Source organism: Microbacterium longlingense (assembly GCF_058349825.2).
In genome coordinates, this window is sequence record NZ_JBYRJA020000001.1 from 200,304 (window position 1) to 225,816 (window position 25,513).

Below are 25,513 nucleotides of genomic sequence, written 5' to 3' on the forward strand. Positions count from 1 at the left end.
GCCGGGGGCGGGCGCTGCGCTGCGCGCGAACGTCCGCTCGGCCACGGCGCTCCGCGGCCTCAACGCCGCCGAATTCGGATATCCCGGCGGCGGATCCCTTTCTACGGTCAATGTCACGGCCATCCCCCGCTCACAGAACAGGAGGTCCATCGTGACCGAGAACCCGGAACTCGAGACGTTCGCCCTCTTCATCGACGGTCGTCGCGTCGATGCGAGATCCGGGCAGACCTTCACATCGGTCAACCCCTACACCGGAGAGCCGTGGGCGGTGCTCGCGGACGGCGGCCCAGAAGACGTCGACGATGCGGTCCGCGCGGCACGCCGTGCGTTCGAGGGCGAGTGGGGCCGGAAGTCTGGTTTCGAACGGGCCGCGGTGATGCGCGATATCGCGGCGGCGATCACCGCCAACGCCGAGCGGCTCGCACTGCTCGAGGTGCGCGACTCCGGGAAGCTCATGCGGGAGATGCTGGGCCAGCTGCAGGGCCTCGGCACCTGGTACACCTACTTCGCCGGGCTCGCAGACAAGATCGAGGGAAAGACCGTCCCCGCCCTCGCACCCGACACCTATTTCGGCTTCACCACGCGCGAACCGGTCGGGGTGGTCGGCGCGATCACGCCGTGGAACAGCCCGCTCCTCCTGCTCACCTTCAAGCTCGCACCCCTGCTGGCCGCCGGCTGCACGTGCGTCGTCAAGCCATCGGAACACTCCCCCGCCTCCACCGTCGCCTTCGCCGAGATCCTCACCGCCGCCGGACTCCCCGCCGGCGTGCTCAACGTCGTGACGGGCTGGGACCGCTCCACAGGCGAATCGCTGGCCGCCCACCCCGGCGTCGACAAGGTCGCCTTCACCGGCTCCACCCCGACCGGCATCGCGGTCGCCCAGGCAGCGCTCTCCAACGTCAACAAGATCACGCTCGAGCTCGGGGGCAAGTCGCCGCAGGTGGTCTTCCCCGACGCCGACCTGGATGCTGCCGCCAACGGCCTGGTCGCCGGGGTCTTCGCCGCCACCGGGCAGACCTGCATGGCCGGATCCCGGCTGATCGTGCACGAGTCGATCAAGGACCAGCTGGTGGCGAAGGTCGTCGAGCGTGCGAACACGATCGTGCAGGGCGACCCGACGGCCGCGGACACCGAGATGGGCCCCGTCGCCAACCGACCGCAGTACGAAAAGGTCCTCGGCTTCATCGCGGGAGCCACGGCCGAGGGCGCCATCATCGCCTGCGGCGGCGAGCCGAACGCCGACCTGGGCGGCCTGTTCGTCCGCCCCACCGTGGTGGTCGCCGGTCACGAGAGCACCATCGCCCGCGAGGAGGTGTTCGGTCCCGTGCTGACCGCTTACACCTTCACCGACGAAGACGAGGCGATCCGGCTCGCAAACGACACCCCGTACGGCCTGGCCGGAGCGGTGTGGACCAAGGACGTGCACCGCGCCCACCGCGTCGCTGCGGCGCTGCGCGCCGGAACCGTCTGGGTCAACGCCTACCGGGTCGTCACCCCCAACATGCCCTTCGGCGGCTTCGGGATGTCCGGCATCGGCCGGGAGAACGGAACCGACGCCGTGAACGAGTACCTCGAGACCAAGTCGGTGCTCATCGAGCTCACCGGCGGCACACGCGACCCCTTCCGGATGGGCTGACCAGCCCGTCCGGATCCCCCTCAACCACCGCATCCCCACAGAAGAGGAGAAGGCACATGACCGTGCTCACCGCGAACGAACGCCTCGGGCTCGCCCCCACCGAACCGCGCCCGAAGAACGAGACCACCCCCGCACAGGACCGTGCGGAGACCAACCCCCTCCTGAACGACCAGCCGATGAAGCTCGGCCTGTTCGGCACGAACTGCTCGTACGGGCTCATCATGTCCCACGCCGAGAGCACATACGAGGCGACCTGGGAGCACACCAAGTCGATCGCGATGCACGCCGACCGGATGGGCATGGAGGTCCTCGTCCCCGTCGCGCGCTGGAAAGGCTTCGGCGGCACCACCAACTTCAACGGCAACTGCTTCGAGACCTACACCTGGGCCGCCGGGCTCGCAGAGGCGACCGAGAACATCGCGATCGCCGCGACCTCGCACCTGCCCACCGTGCATCCGATCGTCGCAGCGAAGATGGCAACCACCGTCGACCGGATCTCCGGCGGCCGGTTCGCGCTGAACATGGTGATGGGCTGGGTCCCGCCGGAGATGGAGATGTTCGGAGGAGAACAGCGCGACCACGACTCCCGCTACCAGTTCGGCCAGGAGTGGATCGACTATGCGATGCGCCTCTGGACCGAAGAGGGCAGCTTCGATGTGGACGGCGCGTTCTTCCACGGGAACGACGTCGAAGCCTATCCGAAGCCGCATCAGGGGCCGCACCCGGTGCTCCTGAACGCCGGGAACTCGCCGGCTGGCGTGGACTTCTCGGCCCGCAACGTCGACATCAACTTCGCAAGCCTGGACACGATGGACAACATCCGCACCTACACCGACATGGTGCGCTCCAAGGCACGCACGGAGTACCAGCGGACGATCGATGTGATGACCTACGGCCTGGTGGTCGTCCGTGACACCGAGGAGGAGGCCAAGCGGGCCTTCCAGAACGTCGTCGACGAGGGCGACTGGGGCGCGGCAGGCAACGTCATCAAGATCGCGCTGTCCGGTGCCAGCCAGTCCTTCGACCACGCCCGCGAGATGTCGGAGCGCTTCATCGCCGGCTGGGGCGGCTACCCGCTCGTCGGCACGGCCGAACAGGTCGTCCAGGGAATGAAGGACCTCAACGACGCCGGGATGGGCGGAATGATCATGGGCATGATCGACCCCAACGAGGAACTGCCGATGTTCCAGGAGCAGGTGCTTCCCCTCATGGTCGAGGCGGGAATCCGGCACTGAGACCGCGGCGGGGCGCACGAGACACCGATGCGCCCCGCCGCGCGCACGGACCGACCGCCCACCCCTGCACCGGAGAAGACCATGCGCAACGGCACCCTGACCCACCGGCTCCTCGCCGACCACCTCGTCGATGGTGCTCTCGTTCCCGGCACCGACATCACCACGGCTGTCGATCAGGTGCTCATCGAGGACGCCACCGGAACGATGTGCGCGATGCAGTTCGAGGCGCTCGGCGCCGACCGCGTCGCCGTGCCGCTGGCGGTGATGTACATCGATCACAACGTGCTCCAGATCGACGATCGGAACATGCAGGACCACCGCTACCTGCAGACCTTCTCCGCCCGATACGGGCTGCACTTCTCACCCGCAGGGCACGGAATCTCCCACTACATCCACCTGGAGAGGTTCGGGGCCCCCGGGCGGCTGCTGCTCGGCGCGGACTCGCACACGTCCACCGGGGGTGCGCTGGGCATGTTCGCGCTGGGTGCGGGCGGTCTCGAGGTCGCGGCCGCGATGGCGGGCTACGGCTTCACGTTCCCCTGCCCGCGCGTGATCGGCGTCCGGCTGCGCGGCAGCCTGCCGGCGGGCGTCGCGGCCAAGGACATCGTGCTCGAGCTGCTGCGCCGATACGACGTGCGCGGCGGGCGGGGTGCCGTGTTCGAGTTCTTCGGCGAGGCGCTGCCCGCCCTTCCGGTGCCCGCGCGCGCCACCATCGCGAACATGATCATCGAGACGGGTGCGACAACAGCGGTCTTCCCCTCCGACGTGCGCACCAGGGAATGGCTGCGGGCCCAGGGCCGGGAGCACGAGCATGTCGAGCTGGCAGCCGATCCGCTCGCCGCATACGACGAGCTCGTCGAGCTCGACCTCACCGCCCTCGTGCCCCTTATCGCGCTGCCCCCGTCCCCCGGCCATGTGGTGCCGGTCGCGGAGATCGCCGGACTCCCGATCGGTCAGGTGTGCGTCGGTTCGTCGGTGAACAGCTCCTACGAGGATCTCGCCGTTGTCGCACAGACCTTGCGCGGAAACCGCGTCGCCCGGAGCGTCCAGATGACGGCGACGCCCGGATCGAAGCAGATCCTCTCGGCCATCCTGCACACCGGCGTCTACGAAGACCTGATGACCGCCGGAGTGCGGATGCTGGAACCGGTGTGCGGGCCGTGTGTCGGCATCGGCCACGCGCCCTTGCGCGACGTGCCATCGCTGCGCACGTTCAACCGCAACTTCCCCGGTCGCAGCGGCACGACCAGCGACAGCGTGTACCTGTGCAGCCCGGCCACGGCGGCGGCGAGCGCGCTCAGCGGGGTCGTCACAGACCCGCGCGGCGTGGTGCGCGCGATCACCACCGCCCCGCCGGCACCCGATCTGCGAGCGCACCAGAACGTCATCATCCCGCCCCTGCCGGAGCCGGATCGCATCACCACCGTGATCGAGCGCGGTGCGGGCCTGGTCGCGCCCGGGGCGCCGCCCGCCCTGCCCGAGACCCTGGAGGGCGAGGTCCTGATCCAGGTCGGCGACGACGTCTCGACCGGTGACATGGCGCCGGACGGGGTCATCGCGATGTCGGTGTGGTCGGACATCGCCGCATGCGCGGAGTTCATGTTCGCGCGATTCGATCAGGCCTTCCCGTCTCGGGCGCGCGCGAAGCCCGGCGGCTTCATCGTCGGTGGTGAGAACTACGGCCAGGGGTCATCGCGCGAGCACGCGGCACTCAGCCCGGTGCACCTCGGCATCCGCGCCGTGATCGCCCGGAGCTATGCACGCATCCACCGCCGCAACCTCATCGCGTGCGGGGTGCTCCCCCTCGTGCTCCCGCCGGACGCCCACCTCACGCGCGGAGAGACCCTGCGGCTCCCGGGGGTGCGCTCCGCGCTCCTCTCCGGAGCATCCGAGGCACCGGCCGCCGTCGCGACTCCCGGCGGCGGCAGCCGCCGAATAGTGTTGCGGATGGAGCTCAGTGACGACGAGCGTCGCGTCCTGGCCTCGGGGGGCCTCATCGCCCATATCCGGGCAGGACGCCGTTCCCCGATCCACCATCGCAGAGAGGAAGGTGCCGTATGAGCGCCTCGACCGGTCCGCTGACGGGTATCACCGTCCTGGAGCTCGGAAACTTCATCGCCGCACCCACCGCCGGCCGGATCCTCGGTGACTTCGGTGCCGACGTGATCAAGGTCGAACGTCCCCGCACCGGTGACGAGCTGCGCACCTGGCGGCTGCACACGGCGACCAACAGCTCCCTGCTGTTCCGCACCCTCGGGCGCAACAAGCGCAGCGTCACCGCAGACCTGAAGAACCCCGAGGGCCTGGAGATCGTGCGCGGGCTCATCGCACGCGCCGATGTCGTGCTCGAGAACTTCCGCCCCGGCGCCATGGAAAGACTCGGCCTCTCCCCCGCGGAGGTGCGGCGGATCAACCCGGACGCCGTCCTCGTCCGCATCTCGGGATACGGCCAGACCGGCCCGTACCGCGACCGCCCCGGCTTCGGCGGCGTCGCGGAGTCGGTCGGCGGCCTTCGCCACATCGTGGGCTATCCCGACCGGCCGCCGGTGCGCGTGGGCATCAGTCTCGCCGACACCGTCGCCGGCATGAACGCCGTCATCGGTGCGCTCATGGGCCTCGTCGCCCGCTCTCGGACGGGGGGCGGCGATGTGGTCGACGTCGCCCTCTACGAGTCGGTGTTCTCGCTGATGGAGGACCTCGTGCCGGAGCACACTGCGTTCGGCGTGGAGCGGGAGCCGGCCGGCTCCCGCCTGCCCGGCATCGTCCCGTCCAACAGCTTCCGCTGCAGCGATGGCGGCTATGTCATCATCAGCGGGAACGGCGACGCGATCTACCGTCGGCTGATGGCCGCCATCGGACGTCCGGACCTCGGCGATGACCCCGCGCTGGAGGCCAACGACGGTCGGGTGGTCCAGGTCGAACGGATCGAACAGGCTCTGGCCGACTGGGCGGCGTCCGTCACCACGGCGGACGCCCTCGCGGTACTGGAGCAGGCCGACGTGCCGAGCGGTCCGATCTACCGGGCGTCGGACATCGTCGCCGACCCGCACTACCGCGAGCGCGGAATGCTCGAAGAGCACACCGTCGACCTCGGCGGGCCGGGTGAGACCACGGCGGTCTTCCCTGGTGTCACGCCCCGCCTCGACCGCCACCCCGGCGGGGTGCGCTGGCTCGGTCCCGACCTCGGAGCCCACACCGAGGAGGTGCTGGCCGAGCTCGGCTACGACACCGAACGCATGGAAGCCCTCCGCGCGAACGGAGCCATCTGATGGCGTCCGTCGAGATCGTCGAGGTCAGCCCGCGCGACGGACTCCAGAACGAGAAGAACATCGCGTCGACGGGCGCGAAGCTCGCGCTCATCGACGACCTCATCGCCGCCGGGGCACGGCGGATCGAGGCGGTCTCCTTCGTGCACCCGCGTCTCGTGCCGACCATGGCCGACGCCGAGGAGGTGATGGCGCGTGTACCCCGCGGCGACGGCGTCCGCTACAGCGGACTCGCCCTGAACGAGCGCGGAGCGCGGCGGGCGATCGACGCGGGCGTCGACGAGGTGAACTTCGCGATCGCGGCCACCGAGGCCTTCGCCCTCGCCAACCAGAACACCACCCGCGCACGCGTGCTCGACGACCTCGCCGCGGTGGCTCCCCTGCTGCATGACGCCGGCATCCCGCTCACGGTGACGGTGATGGTGGCGTTCGGCTGCCCGTTCACCGGTGAGGTGCCGGAGAACGACATCGCCTGGGTCATCGCCGAATCCGCCCGCCGCGCGGAGATCGCCGAGATCGCGCTGGCCGACACGATCGGGTGCGGTGTGCCTGACCAGGTGCGCGCCCTGTTCTCCCTGGCGGAGATGCGCGCGTTCCCCCGACGGCGCGTTCATCTCCACGAGACCAGACACACGGCGGTCGCGAACGCCTTCGCTGCCCTCGAGGCGGGCGTCGCCGCACTGGATGCCTCGGTCGGCGGCCTCGGCGGATGCCCCTTCGCCCCGGGCGCCGCCGGCAACGTCGCCACGGAAGACCTCGCCTGGGCCCTGGAGCGCAGCGGGTGGTCGAGCGGCGTCGACATCGCCCTGGCGACCGAAGCGGGCAGGGCGATCTGCGCGGAGGTCGGCGTGGTCCCGCGTTCCGGCATCGCGGCGGCAGGGACCTTCCCGCCGTTCACGCCGCTGGAGATACCGCGCCAGAACCACCGCTGAGAGCCAGCTCCCCCGGACTACCTCCGGTCGAAGTCGAACGCCTTCAGCAGCTCGGCCACCGCCTGGTCGCGCTCCTCGCCGCCGTGCTCGAACATGTGCACGACATGGGTGTTGAGATGGTTCTCCAGCAGCAGTCGGTTGAGCGACTCGAGCGAGCGCTGAACCGCCCGGGACTGCGTGATGATGTCGATGCAGTAGTCCTCGTTCTCGATCATCCGGGCGATGCCGCGCAGCTGCCCCTCCAGGATGCTGGTGCGGTGCAGCGCGCGCTTCTTGATGTCTTCGATCACCCTGCCGAGATTACCCGGTGGGGGTATGAGCGGGGCGGGTCGGTCGCTCGCTCCCGGCGCGACGATCGATGCTCGGCATCGTCCGGAGAGCGGGTCACGCACGCGAGCGCGCGCACCTCATGACAGGATGACCCCATGCCGCATACGCCCCTGGAGCTGCTGTCGGACGCGGATCGCGAGCGCCTGAAGGGCCTGCGGCGGATGAAGGCCGTCGCCCTGGGCGGCCTGCTTCTCATGGCCCTGCTGTTCGCCGTCGGCTTCTGGCTGCAGGGCAGATACCCCGCCTTCGGCGCGCTGCGCGCATTCGGCGAGGGCGGCATGGTGGGCGCCCTGGCCGACTGGTTCGCCGTCACCGCGCTGTTCCGCCGCCCGATGGGGCTGCCGATCCCCCACACCGCGATCATCCCGACCCGCAAAGACGAGATCGGCCACACCCTGGGGGAGTTCGTCGAGACGAACTTCCTCTCCGCCGATGTCGTGCGCACCAAGCTGTCCGAGACCAACATCGCCGGACGCCTCGGCGAATGGCTGGGCGACGAGGCCCACGCTGCGCGCGTGGGAGAGGAGGCCGCAGCGCTGGCAACCGCCGTGCTGCGGGCGCTCGACGACGACGACGTGCGCGACCTCATCGCCGACCTCGCGCGAGAACACCTGGTAGAGCCGGAATGGGGCCCGAGCCTGGGCTCGATGCTCGAACGCGTGGTGGCCACCGGTGCCCACCACGACGCGATCGACCTCGCCCTGGACAGCATCGGCTCCTGGCTGATCGCCAACGAGCACGCCTTCGACGGGCTCATCTCACGGCGCCTGCCGTCCTGGGTGCCGGGCGTCGCCCACCGGCTGGTCGACGGCGCCGCCTATCGCGAGGCCGTGAAGTTCGTCGAGGCCGTGCGCACCGACGGCCAGCATCCCGCGCGCATCGCCCTCGACGGCTACCTGGCACGGGTCGCCGACGGCCTGCAGAACGACCCCGTCATGCAGGCCAGGCTGGAAGACGCGAAGTCGTCGGTGTTCGACAGCCCGCGGGTGGCGATCCTCGCCTCCGACGTCTGGAACACCGCGAAGGCCGGGCTCATCTCCGCCCTCGCCGACCCGGACAGCGGTCTGCGCCGCCGCGTGCACGCCGCGCTCGTCGACATCGGTCGACGCCTCGCCTCGGAGCCGACGTTCTCCGCGCGGGTGAACGAGTGGGTCACCGGCACAGCGGTCTTCCTCGTGGACCGGTACCGCCACGACATCGCATCGATCATCACCGACACGGTCGAGCGCTGGGATGCGGCGGAGACCACGGAGAAGATCGAGCTCATGGTGGGACGTGACCTGCAGTACATCCGGCTGAACGGCACGGTCGTGGGCGCGATCGCCGGGCTCGGCATCTACCTGCTCGCCCACGCGCTCATCCCCGGCGCGTAGCGGCCCGCCCACGGCGTCCCCAACTCAGGCAAGATCCGCGGGCCGCGGCAAAAAGCGGCCCGAATCAGCCCCGCGCGCGGCTTCTGGCTGAGTTAGGACGCGTGGCCGGCGGCGTAAACCTCCGCGCCGTCCTTCCACACGCGCGACACGAGGGGCACACCGGGCCGGTACGCCAGGTGCACCAAGGTCGGCGCGTCCAGGAGCACCAGGTCGGCGCGCTTGCCCGGGGCAATCACGCCGATGTCGTCCCGCCGGAGCGCTGCCGCGCCCCCGGCGGTCGCCGCGCGCACGGCCTCTGCCGGCGTCATCCCCATCTCGCGCACGGCGAGCGCGATACAGAAGGGCATCGACGAGGTGAAGCACGAGCCGGGGTTGGTGTCGCACGCGATCGCCACGCGCACCCCGGCGTCGATCAGTCTGCGCGCGTCTGGATAGGGCTGACGAGTCGAGAACTCCACCCCGGGCAGCAGCGTGGCCACGGTGTCGGAGGCCGCGAGCGCCGCGATGTCCTCGTCCGTGAGGAACGTGCAGTGGTCGACAGAGGCCGCGCCGAGCTCGACCGCCAGGCGCACGCCGTCGCCGGCACCCAGCTGACTCGCATGCACCCGGGGCGCGAGCCCGCGTGCGATCCCCGCTTCGAGCACCCGCCGGGACTGGTCGACGGTGAACGCGCCGGTCTCGCAGAACACGTCGATCCAGCGCGCATGCGGCGCGCACGCATCGAGCATCGGCCCGACGACGAGATCGACGTAGTCGTCGGCACGGCCGGCGTAGTCCGCCGGCACGACGTGGGCGCCCAGGAAGGTGACCTCCGGGGTGGCTTCAGCGGCCAAGCGCACCAGACGTTCCTCATCGACGACCGAGAGGCCGTAGCCGCTCTTGATCTCGATGGTCGTGGTGCCCTGGGCATGCAGCTCGCGCAGGAACCCCCGCAGGCGCGCACGCAGTTCCTCATCGCTCGCCGCGCGCGTGGCCGCGACGGTCGAGCGGATGCCGCCCGCCTCGTAGCGCCGACCGGCCATGCGTGCCTCGAACTCGGCCGCACGATCTCCGCCGAACACGAGGTGGCTGTGGCTGTCGACGAAGCCCGGGATGACAGCCCGTCCTTCCGCGTCGACCACGGCGTCCGCGGCGGGCGCTTGTGCAGACGGGCCGACCCACGCGATCCGTTCGCCGTCGATCAGCACCGCCGCATCGCGTATCGCCCCGTGCCCGTCCCCCGCTTCCCCTTCTGCCGTGGTGAGCTCCCCGATGTTCCGTATCAGCAGCATCCCGCCATCCCCTCCATCCATCCCGCCCGCCCGCGAGCGGCCACGCAATGTCGCCATTTCGCGCGAATTACAGCTTTTCGTGGCCGCTCGCGCCCGAGGTGGGGAGCATCGGAACGCGCAGGCCGCGCTCGCGCGCCACCTCGCGGGCGTGCTCGTAGCCGGCGTCGACGTGACGCATCACCCCGGTGCCCGGATCGTTGGTGAGTACCCGCTCGAGCTTCTCCGCCGCCAGCGCTGAGCCGTCGGCGACGATCACCTGCCCGGCATGGATCGAGCGGCCGATGCCCACCCCGCCGCCGTGATGGATCGAGACCCACGACGCACCGGATGCGGTGTTGAGCAGCGCGTTCAGCAGCGGCCAGTCGGCGATCGCATCGGAACCGTCCTTCATCGCCTCGGTCTCACGGTAGGGCGATGCCACCGACCCGGCATCGAGGTGATCACGACCGATCACGATCGGCGCCTTGAGCTCACCCGATGCGACCATCTCGTTGAACTTCCGTCCGGCACGGTGCCGCTCCTGGTATCCGAGCCAGCAGATCCGCGCCGGCAGCCCCTCGAAGTGCACAGTGGACCCGGCCTTCTCGAGCCAGCGATGCAGCGCGGTGTCCTCGGGGAAGAGCTCGGCGATCGCGCGATCCGTGGCGTAGATATCCTCCGGGTCTCCCGAAAGGGCCGCCCACCGGAACGGACCGCGCCCCTCCTCGAACTGCGGCCGGATGTACGCCGGGACGAAGCCGGGGAACGCGAAGGCCCGCTCGAACCCGCCCAGCTCCGCCTCGGCGCGGATCGAGTTGCCGTAGTCGAACACGGCCGCCCCCGCGTCCTGGAATGCCACCATCGCCGCCACATGCTGGGCCATCGACTCCCGCGAACGCCGGGTGAACTCCACCGGGTCGCGATCGGCCTCCGCCTTCCACTCCTCGACGGGGATGCCGCTCGGCAGATATGCCAGCGGATCGTGGGCGCTGGTCTGGTCTGTGACGACATCGATCGGGACGCCACGGCGCAGGAGCTCGGGGAAGACCTCCGCAGCATTGCCGACAACGCCCACCGACAGCGCTTGGCCGGCGTCCTTCGCCGCGACCGCGCGCGCGATGGCTGCGTCGAGGTCGGTGGTGTATTCGTCGAGGTAGCCGTGCTCGACGCGCCGGGCCAGGCGCGACTCGTCGACGTCGACGATCAGCACCGCGCCCTCGTTGAGAGTCACGGCGAGCGGCTGCGCACCGCCCATACCGCCCGCCCCGGCGGTGAGCGTCAGCGTGCCGCGGAGCGAGTCGCGTCCGAGCGAGCGCGCCACGGCGGCGAAGGTCTCGTATGTGCCCTGCAGGATGCCCTGCGTGCCGATGTAGATCCACGATCCGGCCGTCATCTGGCCGTACATGGTCAGCCCCAGTTCCTCGAGGCGGCGGAACTCGGGCCACGTCGCCCAGTCGCCGACGAGGTTGGAGTTCGCGATCAGCACGCGCGGCGCCCACTCGTGGGTGCGGAACACGCCGACGGGCTTGCCAGACTGCACGAGCAGCGTCTCATCCGGCTCCAGCTCGTCGAGGGTGCGGACGATCGCGTCGAAGGCTTCCCATGAGCGGGCCGCGCGACCGGTGCCGCCGTAGACCACCAGGTCCTCGGGGTGCTCTGCGACCTCGGGGTCGAGGTTGTTCATCAGCATCCGCTTGGCCGCCTCGGCGCCCCAGCTCTTGGCGGTGCGCTCGTTCCCGCGCGGGGCGCGGATCGAGCGGGTGTGATCGGAAGTCGTCATGACTCGATTCCACACCGCGCCGGCGTGACGCGACAGGACCGGCGAGCGGATGCTGTCTGGCACACCAGACAGCCGGCCACGGTCCGGCACCGGGGCGAAACAGGCACACCGAACCCCCCTTCCCCCACTCAGGCAGAACGGAACCCGCACGCACACCGCGCCGCGCGCTTCTGCGGGCGGCAGCCCGGCCGCTCGGGTTTTGCCTGAGTCGGGGAAGGGTCGGCCGGAGCCTCAGGCGGCGGCCGCCCGCGCGGTCTCCGCCACCGCACCCGACTGGACGAGCGCGGCGACGCCCTCCATCTCGGGCGAGAGGAAGCGGTCGGCGCCCGGGCCGTCGGCGACCGTGCGCACGAGGTCGCGCACGGCGCCGGTGACCGGCCCCGGCTGGAGCGGGGCGCGCAGGTCGAGCGCGCGGGCGGCGGTGAGGATCTCGATGGCCAGCACGCGACCCAGTCCGTCCACCGCGCGACGCAGCTTGCGCGCCGCGGCCCAGCCCATCGAGACGTGGTCCTCCTGCATGGCAGAGGACGGGATCGAGTCCACCGACGCGGGCACCGCGAGCCGCTTGAGCTCGGAGACGATGCCCGCGGCCGCATACTGCGCGATCATGAGGCCGGAGTCCACGCCGACCTCGTCGGCGAGGAACGGCGGCAGGCCGTGGCTGCGAGCGGGGTCGAGCGCACGGTCGGTGCGCCGTTCGGAGATCGAGGCGAGGTCGGCGACCGAGATCGCCAGGAAGTCGAGAACCGCCGCGACCGGCGCGCCGTGGAAGTTGCCGTTGGATTCGACGCGGCCGTCCAGGGTCACGATCGGGTTGTCGATCACCGAGGCCAGCTCGCGCCCGGCGATCGTCGCAGCGTGACCCATGGTGTCGCGCGCCGCGCCGTGCACCTGCGGGGAGCAGCGCAGCGAATAGGCGTCCTGCACCCGCGTGCACGTCTCGGGATCGCGGTGGCTCGCCATCATCGGGGAGCCGGCGAGGAAGTCGCGCAGGTTCGCCGCCGATGCGGCCTGACCGTCCTGCGGACGCAGGGCCATGAGGTCCGCGGCGAACACGGCGTCGGTTCCCAGCTGACTCTCGATCGACATCGCCGCGGCGACGTCGGCGGTGACGACGAGGTCGTGGAGGTCGTGGAGGGCCAGCAGCAGCATCCCGAGCATGCCGTCGGTGCCATTGATGAGGGCGAGCCCCTCCTTCTCCACGAGCACGACCGGCTCGATGCCGGCCGCCGCGAGGGCGTCTCCGGCGGGACGGAGAGCACCAGCCGCATCGCGCACCTCCCCTTCGCCCATCGCGGCGAGAGCGATGTGCGACAGGGGCGCCAGATCGCCGGAGCAGCCGAGCGAGCCGTACTCACGCACCACCGGGGTGATGTGCGCGTTGAGCATCGCAGCGTAGGTGTCGACGACGACCGGCCGCACCCCGGTGCGCCCGGTCGCCAGCGTCTGCAGGCGCAGCAGCTGGAGCGCCCGGACGACCTCGGTCTCGACTTCAGCACCCGTTCCGGCAGCATGGGAGCGGATGAGGCTCGCCTGCAGCTGACGGCGGCGCTCCGGTGCGATGAACGTGGTGGCGAGCGCACCGAAACCGGTGGAGACGCCGTAGTGCGGCTGCGGGTCGTTCGCGAGGGCGTCGATCGTGCTGCGGGTGGCGGCGACGCGGTCGCGGGCGGCCCGGTCGATCTCGACGGGTGCGCCGTGTCGCGCGATGGCCACCACCTCCGCGGGATGAAGGGGTGCTGCGCCGACGACGATCGGAGACGGGGATGCGCTCATCCTCCGATTCCACACCGGCGGCCGCGGCGGGGCCGCGGATGCGTGCCATGCTGTGTCTGTGATTCCAGACGACGAGACGTCGCCGACCGTGCGGACTGGTCGCCGCGCCGGCCCGCAGGTGCCCGCGGCCGACCAGACCCTGCGCATCCTGTCCCATCTGGCGCGCCGTGCGACGCCGGTCGCGGCCTCCGCGCTCGCCCGCGATCTGGAGATCCCCCGGTCGAGCATCTATCACCTGCTGACGACGCTCGCCGATCACGGCTTCGTCGTGCATCTGCCGCAGGAGCGCCGATGGGCCCTCGGCCCCGCCGCATTCGAGCTGGCCGGCGGCTATGCCCGGCAGGAACCCCTCGCACGGCTGGGCCGTCCGCTCGTCGCCTCCCTCGCCGACCGCGTGGGCGAGAGCGCCCACCTCGCGGTGATGAGCGGGCGGGACGTGCTCTACATCGTGGAGGAGCGGGCGCGGCGCCGGCCGGTGCTGGTCACCGAAGTGGGAGTGCGCCTGCCGGCGCACCTCACGGCGACAGGGCGCGCGATGCTGGCAGCCCTCCCCGCAGCACAGGTGCGCGCACTGTACCCCGATGCGTCCGCGCTGACCGAACGCACCGGCCGCGGGCCCGCGCGCCCCTCCGAGCTGCGTGAGCTGCTGCGTCAGACCCGCGCACAGGGATACGCCGACGAGGATGGCGAGGTCACGGTCGGCCTGGCATCGGTGGGCGTGGCCGCGTGCGACGCCCAGGGGTGGCCGATGGCGGCTGTCGCGGTGACCTACCCGGCGGACGGCGGAGCGGATCCGGCCGTGCTGGTGCACGCCGTCACGGATGCCGCGACGGAGCTGGCCAGGCGGATCGGCGCACGCACGGCCCGGTGAGGCACCCCTGGCCGATCAGTCGACCTTCACGACCTCCCCGCCGGTGAGGCGGACCAGCTCGTCGAACGTCAGAGGGAACACGGTGTGCGCAGTGCCGCCCGCCGCCCAGATCTCCGGGTGGTCGCGCAGCGCCTCGTCGACGACGGTCGTCAGCGGCGCCGGATGCCCGGCCGGGGCGACGCCGCCGATCGCCTGGCCCGTGGCGTCGCGCACCTGGTCCGCGGTGGCGCGGCTGATCCTGCTCCGGCCGATGCGCGCAGCGAGCGCCGCCGTGTCGACGCGGTGCGCTCCGCTGGTCATCACCAGGAGCGGGGCACCGTCGGCGATGAAGACGAGGCTGTTGGCGATCGCGCCGACCGCCACCCCCAGCGCCTCTGCGGCGAGCGCCGCGGTGGACGCGGCGTCGGGGAGCACCCGGATCTCGCCGGTGATCCCGGCGGCACGAAGGGCGTCGTGGACGAGGATGCTGCGCGGGGGAAGGGACGCTGTCATGCGCTCATGATAGGGAGCAGCTCGCGCAGACGCCGACCCCGGCCCGGCGCGTCTGCGCCGTTGTTCTCTCGCCGCAGCGGCACGGGCGCCGTGGGACCGGCGCTTCAGGCCGCGTTACGCTCGAACGCCGCGTTACGCTCGAACAATGCTCGACTCGCTCACCGGATTCGCCGTGGTGGGCCTGGCGATCGTCGTCGGGTACATCATCGGGCGCATCGATCTGCTCGGCGAGCATGCCCGGTATGTGCTGGGCAGGCTGACGTTCTTCGTGCTGTCCCCCTTCCTGCTGTTCACCGTGCTGGCGCAGGCCGATGCGCGGATGCTGTTCTCCGCGCTCCTGCCCGCCTCCGCCCTCGCGGCAGCCGTGGTGATCCTGATCTCGGTGCTCGCCAGCCGCCTCCTCTGGAAGAGAAGCGTCGGGGAGACGGTGATCACCGCACTGTCGTCCGGGCAGGTCAACTCCAACAACTTCGGCATCCCGCTCTCGCTCTATCTGCTGGGAAGCGCCGCCTACCCTGCTCCGGTCATCCTGATGCAGCTGGTCGTGCTCACTCCGGTCGTTCTCGGCATCCTCGATGCCGTGACCCGTGAGCGGGTAGCGGTGCGTACCGCGGTGGTCCGCACGATCAGCAATCCGATCGTGCTGGGCTCCCTGCTGGGAACCGCCGTGTCGGTGTCCGGCATCGAGCTGCCGGTCATCGTGATCGAGCCGATGCAGCTGATCGCGAACGCGTGCGTGCCGGTGCTGCTGATCAGCTACGGCATCTCGCTGCACGGACAGCGCGTGCTCGGACCGCACGGCCGACGCCGCGACGTGGTGCTGGCCTCCACGCTCAAGCTGCTGGTGATGCCGGTGGCTGCGTGGGGCATCGCGCACCTGCTGGGTCTTTCGTCCCACGAGACCCTGATCGTCGTGGTGCTCGCCGCGCTTCCGACCGCGCAGAACGTGTTCAACTTCTCCGAGCGCTACGGTGTGGGATCGGTGATCTCGCGGGACACGATCTTCATCACGACGATCGGGTGCCTTCCGGTGCTGTTCCTCGCCACGGTTCTGCTGGGGTGACGTCGGCGGCGGCCGCACGGTTCCGAGCATGGTAATGTAGCTGAGGTTCACGGGCCCATGGCGCAGTTGGTAGCGCGCTTCGTTCGCAATGAAGAGGTCGGGGGTTCGAATCCCCCTGGGTCCACACTGTGTTGAGACAGTGGGAAAAGGCTCCGCCGGAAGGCGGGGCCTTTTCTTCTTTCCCTGCCCCGGCAGCCGGCGAACGCTACGGCACAGGGTCTGCGGCGAGCAGCTCACGGACCCGGGGCGCGACACCCGTTCCGAACAGCCGGATCGTGCGCTCCCGCAGCGCGCGCGGCATGCCCAGCAGATCGTATTTCAGGTCGAAGCGCGACAATCGGTTGACGCGGGCGACCCGCGCGATCTTCTGTGCGACGGTCTCGACCGAGCCCACGAACAGCGCCCCGGTCGTGATCTCCTCGGCGTAGCGCTCCGGAGTGGGCGGCGCGAATCCCCGTTCGATGCTGAGCCGGCGCACCACCGGCTCCCAGAAGGGCCAGTAGTCCTCCGCCGCCTCCCGGTCGGTGTCGGCGATGAGCCCGAGTGAGTGCTGGGCGATGGGGAGCGCGGGCCGACCCAGCTCCGCGAGGGTGCGCAGGTACAGCTCCGCATGCCCGGCGAAGCGCTCTGGCTGGCCGCCGATGATCGCGATCATGAGGGGCAGCCCGTTGCGGGCGGCCCGGATCACCGATTCGGGACTGCCGCCGATGCCGATCCAGACCGGAATGCCGCCCTCCGGCATGCGCGGATGCAGCTCTACCCGGTCGAGCGGCGCACGGAAGCGTCCCGACCAGGTCACCGGCGACTCCCGCACGAGACGCAGGAACAGCTCGAGCTTCTCCTCGAACAGCTCCTCGTACTGGTCGAGGTCATAACCGAACAGCGGAAAGGACTCGACCGCGGACGCCCGCCCCAGGACCAGCTCTGCGCGCCCGCGGGAGAGGGCGTCGACGGTGGCGAACTCCTGGTACACCCGCACCGGATCCTGCGTGGACAGCACCGTGACCGACGTTCCGAGCCGGATGCGTTCGGTGGCCTGCGCGATGCCGCCCAGCACCACCGCTGGGGCGGAGTCCACGCGGCCGGGCTGATAATGCTCCCCCAGGCTGAAGACATCGATCCCCGCCTGCTCGGCGATTCTCGCCTCGTCCACCAGCAGCAGGACGGCCTCCGCATCCGAGAGCGCGCGGCCGGCGTCGTCGAGCGGAACCTCTCCGAAGGAATCAAGACCGAACACGAAATCCTTCGCTTGCGGCGACATGGCATCACGACCCTTCTCGACGGGATACAGCAGGTAGTTGACGTGTCAATGATGAACGCATATGGTTGATACGTCAACTACCCGAGAAACCGACCCCTGGAGGTGACGTTGTTCGATCGCACGAAGAAGCGCCCGATGCCCTCCAGCGAGGAGCTGCGGGTGTGGCGTTCGTTCATCGAGACGTCCTATCTCCTGCGCGGCGCGATGGACCGGCGCATGCAGGCCGCCGGCCTCTCCGGCGGCGACTACTCGGTCATGCTCGCCCTCAGCGAGGCCGAGCATCGCACCCTGCGCTCGTCCGACCTCGCGGCACGCATCGACTGGGACCGCAGCCGCCTCTCGCACCACCTGGGGCGCATGGAGAAGCGCGGACTGATCTGCCGGAGGAAGTGCGCCGAGGACAGCCGCGGATCGCTGGTGGTGCTGACCGACGAGGGCCTGCGGCTGTTCCGCCGCGGCTCCGTTCCGCACCTGCGCGATGTGCGCGAGCTGTTCATCTCCGCGTTCACCCCCGCGCAGCTGGATGCGGTCGCCGAGACGACGCACGCGCTGCGCGCCCACCTCGATGAGGTCCTCGACCGCCCCGCGGAGCCCTGAGCCTTTTCCCCCGACCACCGCGCGCCACGGCACGATCGCACCCGCACGGTATCCCGAGACACACAACAGAGCACGGGCCACGAGCCCCGAAAGGAAACACATGACCAGCGACCTCCGCATCGCCATCATCGTCGGCAGCACCCGCCCCGGCCGCAACGGCCGGGCCGTCGCCGACTGGGTGCTGGAGCAGTCCGCCACCCGCGAGGCGAACTACGAGATCGTCGATCTCGCCGACCACGCGCTGCCGATCCTCGACGAGCCGATCCCGGCGTCGATGGGTCAGTACCAGAACGAGCACACCCGGAAGTGGGCCGAGACCATCGGCGCGTTCGACGGCTACGTGTTCGTGACCCCGGAGTACAACCACTCCACCAGCGGGGCGCTCAAGAACGCGATCGACTACCTCTACGCCGAGTGGAACGACAAGGCCGCCGCCTTCGTCGGCTACGGCAGCCTCGGCGGAGGCCGGGCCATCGAGCACCTGCGTGGCATCGCCGGGGAACTCCAGCTCGCCGACGTGCGCGCCACGCTCACCTTCTCGCTGCTGACCGAGTTCGAGAACTTCTCGGTGTTCACGCCGGGCGACTACCAGGCTGCCGCCGCGCAGGTCCTGTTCGACCAGCTCGAGCGCTGGGCCGGGGCTCTCCAGCCGCTGCGCGGCTGAGCTCCACCGACCGAACTCAGGCAGAAAACCCCCTGAAGCGCCGGGTGCCGCGGAATACCGCGGCACCCGGCGCTTCAGCGTTGCCAGCTGCCTGAGTTCGGCCGTGCCCTCGCGCACGACAGCACGCCCCGCCGCCGGGTGCTCTGGCTATCCGGATTGCTCTCCGGCGTCGGATGGCGAGGCCTCGGCGCGAGCGCGCACCCGCGGCAGCCTGGACCGGTGGATCGTCGCGGAGGCGTGTCGTGCGGCGAGGGGGCGCAGGGAGATGTTGAGGGTGTCGAACACGCGCCCCGCTTCCTCGCCTTTCCAGCCGGCGGGCAGCAGAGAAAGCGGAAGTCCTGGATCTCGGTACGGAAGCCGACGCCAGTCGGTGAGCATCGGCACGTAGACGGCGAAGGCCGCGGCGGGGTCGAGCGGGCCGCCGTCACGGTTCGTGCCGGCATGGCGATACTTGCGCAGGAACTCGATGGAGAGCGATTCCAGTTCGTCCAAGTCCCACCAGGTGGCAACCTCCGTGCGCAGGTCGCGGGGTGCAACGTAGTGCGAGAGGAAGAGGTCGACGTACTCGCTGAGCTCCTGACGCTCGAGCGCGCGACGCGTCTCTGCGGCAAGCGTTCCCGGAGCGATCCACACGCCCGGGGCCGCCGTGCCGAACCCGAGCCGGGTGAGTGTCGTGCGGATCGTATGCCGCTTCTCGCGCTGCGACTCCGGCACCGAGAACAAGACAAGCACCCAGCCGTCGTCGACGGTCGCCCGAGTCGCCTCGAAGATGCGCACGTCGCCTTCCGCGAGTGTCTCCAGCGCGGATGCGGACAGTGCGTATCCCACGGCGTTCTCGCGCCGCTCGCTGAGCAGCACCCCGCGCCGTTTCAGCCGAGAGACGGCCGATCGGACGGCCTGCGCCTCAAGACCGAGCGTTCCGGTCAGCTCGATGAGAGACGCGACAGAGAGCCAGTTGTTCTCCCCCCTGGCATAGAGGCCGAACACGGAGACGACGAGCTGCGACAGGCTGGAATCGCCGTTCTCTGCCGTCCTCGCCGTGCTCGGCCTGCTGGCACCCGTCGCCCGTGGTCGAGACTTCGCCGCCGTTGCGTCCATGTGGGCACGATAGCCGTTCCGGCACCCCGCGGCCGGAAGCGCTGGAACCTGTGGCGTGCCCGTGTCGGCGTTCACCGAGCCGCCACAAAAAGCGCGTCAGCCCTGAGCGCGTCGGCCCTGAGCGCGTCGGTGGCGACGACGCGCCCCTCGACCCACCGCGCGTGCAGGGGCTCGGGCTCCGGCGGCGAGGTCGGCGGGTCCAGCCGTGGGCGCACCGCGCCGGTGCGAACCGATGGCGGCCGGGGCGAACCGGCCAGGAACCGCGGAGCCCCTTCCGACCCGGCAGCCCGGCGGCGCAGGCCCGCGGCCGACGAGCGACGCGCCGACCGGCTCTGTGCGTCGCGAAAGACGTCGCGAGGCACAGAGCCGGGCCGGTCCCCCGCTGGCAGGCTATCTCCGTCGCCGCGTCGCGAGCACCTGCTGTGCCACGAGGTGGCCGGAGCCCGCGCCAAGACCCGGGCCGGGATGCGTGGCGGCGCCCAGATGCCAGACCCCGGGAATCGGTGTGCGGTGGTGGGCGCCGTTCGGGAAGGGGCGCCAGCGCAGGTTCTGATCGAGCTCGCTGCTCCCGCCGTAGGGGTCTCCCTCGATCGCGTTCGGGTTCGCCGCGACGAGGTCGCTCGGGGCGATGAAGTCGGAGGCGAGCACGCTGGAGCGCAGCCCGGGCGCGAAGGCCTCGATCCGGTCCAGCACCCGATCGAGGTACTGCTCGCGCAGCGACGGGTCCTGCCAGCCGCCGCTCACGTCAATGACGCCAGCGGCATCACCCACGGGAGCGAACGGCGCTTCCTGCAGTTGCAACCACAGCGTGGCTTTCCCCTCCGGCGCACGACCCGGGTCGAGCAGGTGCTGTTGGCCGACGACGACCGTGGGTGAGGAGGGCAGAAGACCGGCCTCGGCCTGAGCCACCGCGACACCGGTGCTGCCGGAACCGTCGCTGAGGTGCACGAGGGGCACCGCACGCAGGCGTTCGTCCTCCCAGCCGACCGGCCGGTCGAGCGCCAGGTGGAGCTGGACCGCCGCCCTTCCTGCCCGGTACTGCTTCGCCGCGATGCGCTGGGCGGTCGCGGCGGCCGCGTCCTTGAGAAGGGTGCCGTAGAGCGCGCCGGGCGACACGCTCGCGAGCACCGCATCGGCCGGGATGACGCCGGAGGAGGTCTGCACCGCCGCCGCGCGGCCCTGCGCGAGCACGATGGTCTCGGCCTCGACGCCGGTGAGGATCTTCACGCCGTGGTCGAGGAGCAGCCGCTCGAATGCGGCGAGGAAGTTACCGGCACCGCCCACGACCACCGGCAGGCCGAACTCGTGGATCGCCCCGGCGAACACCGGCAGCAGCATGCCGCCGGTGGCGTGGTCCGGACCGAGGCCGGCGTGCAGCAGCCACGGGGTCCACAGCGCGTCCGGCTCCCAGCCGTCGAATGTTCGCCGCAGCAGCCCGCGGCCGCTGGTGAGCGCATCCCGGATGAACGCCTCGCCGCTGCGCAGTCGCAGCCGGCGCAACGCCAGCCACGCCAGGCGCGCCAGATTCGACGTCGAGCCGAGCTCGGCGCCGAGCGCACCGAAAACCACGTCTGCACGCTTTCCGAAGTTCTGCAGCAGATCACGGTACGCATCGGTGTCACGTCGGAGCGCGAAGCCTTCGGCGGTTTTCACCGGGTCGCGATAGGCCACCACGGTGCGCCGCTCGCCCGCGACATCGGCGGTGCTCGCCGTCACCGCGTCCGGTGCGTTGGCGTACTCGAGGCCCCGGGCCCGCAACTCCGCGCCGAGCACCCCGTAGGCCGCCGACGAGACGAACAGCGGATGCCAGGACGAGTAGGTGTCGTGCACGAAACCCGGCACGGTGCGCTCGTCGGAGGCGATGAACCCGCCGATCCGGTCGGCACGCTCGACGATCGTCACCTCGTTTCCCGCGAGTGCCAGCTCGGCTGCGGCGACCAGGCCGTTGATGCCGGCGCCGATGACGACGACCCTCATCGCGCTTCCCCGCTCGTGCTCTTCCTGTGCTCCACGCGCTCAGTCCTTGCGCTGGGCCACGGTCGGATGCGCGGTGGTGTCGTGGTACATGCCGCGGTGGAACACGAGCGGGGCCGCGATGCGGTACTCGTAGCGTTCCACCTCACCGATGAAGATGATGTGGTCGCCGGCCTCGTGGCGGCCGGCGGTCCGGCACTCGAAGCTCGCCACCGTCCCGGCGAGCACGGGAACACCGCCAACGCCCTCCCTCGTCTCGACGCCGTGGAACTTGTCGGTGCCGGCCGAGGAGAAACGTGCGGAGAGCGCGTGCTGCTCGCTGGCGAGCACGTTGATGGCGAAGTGACCGGCCTGCTCGAAGTGTCGCAGGCTGTGCAGGTGCCTGCCGGGACACCAGAGGAGGAGCGGCGGGTCGAGCGAGACCGAGGTGAAGGAGTTCGCCGTCACGCCGATCGGCTCGCCCTCGAGCGAGAGTGCCGTGACGATCGTCACGCCGGTCGCGAACTGCCCGAAGGCGCTCCGCAGGTCCCGCGTGTCCGGTGCTTGTGCCTGCCCGTTCATGCCGGCGTCCCCGCCGTGGCCAAGTCGGTCAGATAGCGCTCAGCGCCCTCCGCGTCGAGGAAGTAGTCGCCGTAGTCGGCAGGGTCGTCGAAGCCGTTGGCGAAACGCTGCGCGAGCTCGGGGTACTGCGCGGCCGAGGCGAGCACGTTCAGCGCGTGCGGTGCGGGCGGACGGAGCAGTGTTTTCGTCCAGTCGGCGACCGGCTTGATGCGCGCCCAGTAGCGTTCGAAAGCGTGCTGCTGGAATGCGCGGTCATAAGGCAGACCGCCGTGGTCGAGAATCGCGTCGAGGTAGCTCTGGGCCGACTTGGACGCGTTGTTGGACCCCTGCCCGGTGATCGGGTCGTTGAGCACGACGACGTCCGCGATGCCGAGCACGGTCCGGCCGGACGGGAGAACGGCGACGGGTTTGCGCACCGTCGGCGCGAAGCGCCCCTGCAGAACGCCGAGGTCATCGGTGAGAGAGACATCCGTGGCCCGTTCGGCCTCCCAGGGCAGGTACTCGCGCAGGAAGTCGAGCGAGGCCTCGAGGTGCTGCTCTGGCGTCAGCCCTGCCCAACGGTCGAGGGGGCCGCCGGGAATGCCCTCGAACACGAAGATGTCGGCGGGGCCGGAGAGCGTGAGCGTGGGGAAGACGAAGAACTCGCCCACGCCGGGCACGAGGTTGAAGCTCACCCGTGAGAAGTCCGGCGTCGGCTGCAGCCCGTGCACGTACGTGAGGGCGAGGGCGCGCTGCGGGGCGTCGAAGGTGGAGCGTTCGGCGTCGCGGTCGAAGAGCCGGGCGATCTCGCCCTTGCCTGCGGCGATGATGACCAGTTCGGACTCGAGCGTGTAACGCTCGAGGTCCTCGATGCTCGCCTCCTCGTAGACGACCTCGCCGCCGCGGGACGCGAACAGCTCGATGAGCGCGGGGAACTTCACGCGCTGGTCGATCGACTGGGCCGGGGCATCGAGCCTGCCGGACCAGCTGAACAGGCGTTCGCCTGGTCGATCGGGGTTCGGCACGCTGAAGCCGATCCCTTCCACCCAGGGCGCGTCGTCCCAGAGGTCGACGCCGACGGCGCGCTCGTAGGACAGCGCGGTGTGGAACATGCACTGGCTGGAGGCGACGCGGCCCGCGGCGATCTCCTCTGGCGTGCGGTCGGAGATCAGACGCACGGCGTAGCCGTGCTGCAGCAGGCCGAGGCCCAGCTGCAGGCCGGACTGACCGGCGCCGACGATGGTGATGCTGCGTTGTGTCATGGGGGGCTCCTGAAGGCGAAGGCTGGTTCGGTCAGTGCGCTGCGTCGGGGCGCTCGGCGAGGCGGGGGATCTGCGGCTCGCGCTGCTCGGGGCCGAGCGCGGAGTAGCCGCCGTCTGCGGCCCAGTCGGCGCCGGTGACGAAACTCGCCTGCGGCGAGGCGAGGAAGGCGACCACCCGGCCGATCTCGGCGGGGTCGCCCAGGCGACCGAGCATGTGGAAGGAAGCGGCCACGCGATCGGCGTGCGCCCGGTCTCCTCCGGAGACCTCCTCGATGATGTTCGACCACGTCCATCCCGGGCTCACCGAGTTCACCCGGATGCCGTCCTCCGCCAGATCGAGCGCCTGCAAGCGGGTGAGCTGCACGATCGCGGCCTTGCTGACCGGATACACCCACCGCCCGGTCTGGGCGACGCCTGAGGAGATCGACGAGATGTTCACCACGGCGCCGCTCCCGGATGCGGCCAGGTGTGGCCGTGCGATGGCGACCACGCGTACCGCGCTCACGAGGTTGACGTCGAGGGCGCGCAGCCAGTCCGCTCGGGAGGTGTCGGCGCCGTCGTCGAGATAGGTCGCGGCGAGGTTCACCACGACGTCGAGCCGGCCGTGGCGGACGAGGATCCCGTCGACGAGGGATTGCACCTGCTCGTCATCGGTGATGTCGACGTGCTGCGCGTCCACGTCCGCGGCGAGCTGGGCAAGCCCGTCGTCATCGATATCGGCGACGACGACGGTCGCCCCCTCGCCGCGCAGGACGTCGACGACACCCCGCCCGATCTTGGTCGCACCGCCCGTGACGACGGCGACCTTGCCATCGAGTATGCCCATATCCGGGCCTCCGATCGTGTAGATGGGATTGCCGCTCGTCATGGCGCACGCCGGGCCCATCGTGGTGCCCCGCCCGCTTCCTTGCGGCCTGGCGAACAGCTAATCTGATTGCCACCCGCGGCGACTATCCGCCAGGCGCAAGGTATGTCCGACTGACGCAGATGTCAGACGGGCGCGGTAGGAGGAACCCCTGACCCTGATCTCTCCCGTTGCGATGCCACGGGCAGCCGAGGTGCTCCCCTCACGGCGCACCGTCACCGCGCGCGCGATCGATGCTGCTCACGCCACGATCACCGACCTGTTCTGCGAGCATCGGCTGAGCCCGATCGAACGCACCGGTGCGGTGGAGATGCAGTTGCGCTCAGTGCACGACGCCGATATCGGCATCGGGATCGAACTGCTCGACTACGGCGCACCCGTCCGCATCTCGCCGGTGGGGCTCGAGAGCTTCCACCTGGTGCAGATCCCCCTGTCGGGACGAGCGACCATGACCGTCGGCCGCACGGAGGTGTTTTCCTCGCCCGACCTCGCCACGGTGCCGCCGCTCGATCGCGACTTCGTCATGGCGTGGGAGCGGAACACGCCCCACCTCATCGTGTACGCACGGCGCGACCGACTGCTGAAGGTCGCCGCCGGAGTGTTCGGCGCCCTGCGCCCTGACGCACTGCACCTCGCACCCAGCCTTCGTCTGGACACCCGCGAAGGCCGTTCCTTCTTGCGGGCCGTGTTCGAGCTGCACGAGAGCTTCGAGGCGCCGATCGTGTCCGGGGGCTACGCTCGGGCGCTTGCCGCCGATCTCGTGCTCGTGCAGATGCTTCGCGCCGTCGAGAACTCGGTCAGCAAATCGCTCGGCGCCTGGGACACCCCGGCCCCGACGATCCTGCCCGCTGACCGGCTGCACCGGCTCTTCTCCGAGCAGCTCGAACGCGCCATCGACGAGCATCTCGGCGTCGTCGACATCGCGGGTTCGCTGAACGTGCCGCTGCGAACCCTGCAGGAGCACGTTCGCACCGCCTCCGGTCGCACACCCTCGGAGCTGCTGCGCGACGCCCGGTTCCGGCGGGCACACCGGTCGCTGCTCGCCGGCGACCCGCGCGTGGACACCGTGACCGCCATCGCCGAACGCTGCGGCTTCGGGCATCTCGGGCGCTTCTCCGCCGAGTATCGCAACCGCTACCAGGAGACGCCGACGCAGACGCTGCGCCGGTGAGGCGTCCGGCGCAGCACACATCTGGCACCATCACCCCCTTTTTGAGGCAGGGGGCGGTGTCTTCGGTGGCGTCTGGG

The 25,513-nt window shown here is 70.4% G+C and carries 22 protein-coding genes and 1 tRNA gene; 12 read left to right on the plus strand and 11 right to left on the minus strand.

Annotated features, from left to right (window positions below; genetic code table 11):
- Positions 1-151 precede the first annotated feature (151 nt).
- The 5 genes from AC3RXY_RS00930 to AC3RXY_RS00950 all read left to right on the plus strand — a co-directional run bounded on the left by AC3RXY_RS00930 (position 152) and on the right by AC3RXY_RS00950 (position 7,069).
- Positions 152-1,636 carry an aldehyde dehydrogenase gene (locus AC3RXY_RS00930; RefSeq protein ID WP_491509000.1) on the plus strand — a complete coding sequence of 495 codons (1,485 nt, stop codon included), beginning with the start codon at positions 152-154 and terminating at the stop codon, positions 1,634-1,636.
- Between the two features lie 56 nt (positions 1,637-1,692).
- Complete coding sequence (locus AC3RXY_RS00935) at positions 1,693-2,871, plus strand: LLM class flavin-dependent oxidoreductase (protein WP_491509001.1); 1,179 nt, start codon at positions 1,693-1,695, stop codon at positions 2,869-2,871.
- 81 nt (positions 2,872-2,952) lie between these two features.
- Positions 2,953-4,932, plus strand: coding sequence for an aconitate hydratase (locus AC3RXY_RS00940; protein WP_491509002.1), 1,980 nt, complete (start codon positions 2,953-2,955; stop codon positions 4,930-4,932).
- Positions 4,929-6,140, plus strand: a complete 1,212-nt coding sequence (locus AC3RXY_RS00945; protein WP_491509003.1) for a CaiB/BaiF CoA transferase family protein — start codon at positions 4,929-4,931, stop codon at positions 6,138-6,140. The genes AC3RXY_RS00940 and AC3RXY_RS00945 overlap by 4 nt, the downstream gene beginning before the upstream one ends.
- Positions 6,140-7,069 (plus strand): hydroxymethylglutaryl-CoA lyase, encoded by a 930-nt coding sequence (locus AC3RXY_RS00950; protein ID WP_491509004.1) that lies wholly within the window; start codon positions 6,140-6,142, stop codon positions 7,067-7,069. The genes AC3RXY_RS00945 and AC3RXY_RS00950 overlap by 1 nt, the downstream gene beginning before the upstream one ends.
- Positions 7,070-7,086: 17 nt before the next feature.
- Here the strand turns inward: AC3RXY_RS00950 and AC3RXY_RS00955 are convergent, their stop codons facing one another.
- Positions 7,087-7,359 carry a metal-sensitive transcriptional regulator gene (locus tag AC3RXY_RS00955; protein WP_491509005.1) on the minus strand — a complete coding sequence of 91 codons (273 nt, stop codon included), beginning with the start codon at positions 7,357-7,359 and terminating at the stop codon, positions 7,087-7,089.
- A 135-nt stretch (positions 7,360-7,494) separates the two neighbouring features.
- On the opposite strand from AC3RXY_RS00955, the gene AC3RXY_RS00960 reads away from it, so the two are divergent.
- Positions 7,495-8,772, plus strand: coding sequence for a DUF445 domain-containing protein (locus tag AC3RXY_RS00960; protein WP_491509006.1), 1,278 nt, complete (start codon positions 7,495-7,497; stop codon positions 8,770-8,772).
- A gap of 92 nt (positions 8,773-8,864) precedes the next feature.
- Here AC3RXY_RS00960 and hutI read toward each other — a convergent pair whose 3' ends face one another.
- The 3 genes from hutI to hutH form a co-directional block, all read right to left on the minus strand.
- Complete coding sequence (hutI, locus tag AC3RXY_RS00965; protein ID WP_491509007.1) at positions 8,865-10,043, minus strand: imidazolonepropionase; 1,179 nt, start codon at positions 10,041-10,043, stop codon at positions 8,865-8,867.
- 67 nt (positions 10,044-10,110) lie between these two features.
- Positions 10,111-11,802: a urocanate hydratase gene (hutU, locus tag AC3RXY_RS00970; RefSeq protein ID WP_491509008.1), complete on the minus strand. Its 1,692-nt coding sequence runs from the start codon at positions 11,800-11,802 to the stop codon at positions 10,111-10,113.
- A 231-nt stretch (positions 11,803-12,033) separates the two neighbouring features.
- Positions 12,034-13,578, minus strand: coding sequence for a histidine ammonia-lyase (gene hutH, locus AC3RXY_RS00975; RefSeq protein WP_491509009.1), 1,545 nt, complete (start codon positions 13,576-13,578; stop codon positions 12,034-12,036).
- Between the two features lie 58 nt (positions 13,579-13,636).
- On the opposite strand from hutH, the gene AC3RXY_RS00980 reads away from it, so the two are divergent.
- A complete protein-coding gene (locus tag AC3RXY_RS00980) occupies positions 13,637-14,449 on the plus strand; it encodes an IclR family transcriptional regulator (protein WP_491509010.1) in 813 nt (270 codons plus the stop codon).
- A 15-nt stretch (positions 14,450-14,464) separates the two neighbouring features.
- Here AC3RXY_RS00980 and AC3RXY_RS00985 read toward each other — a convergent pair whose 3' ends face one another.
- The gene (locus AC3RXY_RS00985; protein WP_491509011.1) at positions 14,465-14,941 is read right to left on the minus strand and encodes a YbaK/EbsC family protein; all 477 of its coding nucleotides are present in this window, start codon (positions 14,939-14,941) and stop codon (positions 14,465-14,467) included.
- Between the two features lie 145 nt (positions 14,942-15,086).
- Here AC3RXY_RS00985 and AC3RXY_RS00990 point away from each other — a divergent pair, with 145 nt between their 5' ends.
- Both AC3RXY_RS00990 and AC3RXY_RS00995 read left to right on the plus strand, forming a co-directional pair.
- The gene (locus tag AC3RXY_RS00990) at positions 15,087-16,004 is read left to right on the plus strand and encodes an AEC family transporter (protein ID WP_491509012.1); all 918 of its coding nucleotides are present in this window, start codon (positions 15,087-15,089) and stop codon (positions 16,002-16,004) included.
- Between the two features lie 51 nt (positions 16,005-16,055).
- Positions 16,056-16,128, plus strand: a tRNA-Ala gene (locus tag AC3RXY_RS00995).
- 81 nt (positions 16,129-16,209) lie between these two features.
- Here AC3RXY_RS00995 and AC3RXY_RS01000 read toward each other — a convergent pair.
- Positions 16,210-17,265 carry an LLM class flavin-dependent oxidoreductase gene (locus AC3RXY_RS01000; RefSeq protein ID WP_491509013.1) on the minus strand — a complete coding sequence of 352 codons (1,056 nt, stop codon included), beginning with the start codon at positions 17,263-17,265 and terminating at the stop codon, positions 16,210-16,212.
- 135 nt (positions 17,266-17,400) lie between these two features.
- Between AC3RXY_RS01000 and AC3RXY_RS01005 the strand changes: the two genes are divergently transcribed.
- Together AC3RXY_RS01005 and AC3RXY_RS01010 are read left to right on the plus strand one after the other, a co-directional pair.
- Positions 17,401-17,862 carry a MarR family winged helix-turn-helix transcriptional regulator gene (locus AC3RXY_RS01005; RefSeq protein WP_491509014.1) on the plus strand — a complete coding sequence of 154 codons (462 nt, stop codon included), beginning with the start codon at positions 17,401-17,403 and terminating at the stop codon, positions 17,860-17,862.
- A gap of 100 nt (positions 17,863-17,962) precedes the next feature.
- Entirely contained in the window at positions 17,963-18,526 is a 564-nt protein-coding gene (locus AC3RXY_RS01010) for an NADPH-dependent FMN reductase (protein ID WP_491509015.1), read from the plus strand.
- A 147-nt stretch (positions 18,527-18,673) separates the two neighbouring features.
- Here the strand turns inward: AC3RXY_RS01010 and AC3RXY_RS01015 are convergent, their stop codons facing one another.
- The 5 genes from AC3RXY_RS01015 to AC3RXY_RS01035 all read right to left on the minus strand — a co-directional run bounded on the left by AC3RXY_RS01015 (position 18,674) and on the right by AC3RXY_RS01035 (position 24,268).
- Positions 18,674-19,624: a PaaX family transcriptional regulator gene (locus AC3RXY_RS01015; protein WP_491509016.1), complete on the minus strand. Its 951-nt coding sequence runs from the start codon at positions 19,622-19,624 to the stop codon at positions 18,674-18,676.
- A 390-nt stretch (positions 19,625-20,014) separates the two neighbouring features.
- Positions 20,015-21,601, minus strand: a complete 1,587-nt coding sequence (locus AC3RXY_RS01020) for a phytoene desaturase family protein (protein WP_491509017.1) — start codon at positions 21,599-21,601, stop codon at positions 20,015-20,017.
- Positions 21,602-21,640: 39 nt separating this feature from the next.
- Positions 21,641-22,159, minus strand: a complete 519-nt coding sequence (locus AC3RXY_RS01025) for a flavin reductase family protein (protein WP_491509018.1) — start codon at positions 22,157-22,159, stop codon at positions 21,641-21,643.
- On the minus strand, positions 22,156-23,400 hold the full coding sequence (locus tag AC3RXY_RS01030) for a styrene monooxygenase/indole monooxygenase family protein (RefSeq protein WP_491509019.1): 1,245 nt from the start codon (positions 23,398-23,400) through the stop codon (positions 22,156-22,158). Before AC3RXY_RS01030 ends, AC3RXY_RS01025 begins: the two co-directional genes overlap by 4 nt.
- Positions 23,401-23,431: 31 nt before the next feature.
- A complete protein-coding gene (locus AC3RXY_RS01035; protein WP_491509020.1) occupies positions 23,432-24,268 on the minus strand; it encodes an SDR family oxidoreductase in 837 nt (278 codons plus the stop codon).
- A gap of 172 nt (positions 24,269-24,440) precedes the next feature.
- Here AC3RXY_RS01035 and AC3RXY_RS01040 point away from each other — a divergent pair, with 172 nt between their 5' ends.
- Positions 24,441-25,436: an AraC family transcriptional regulator gene (locus AC3RXY_RS01040; RefSeq protein WP_491509021.1), complete on the plus strand. Its 996-nt coding sequence runs from the start codon at positions 24,441-24,443 to the stop codon at positions 25,434-25,436.
- Positions 25,437-25,513 lie beyond the last annotated feature (77 nt).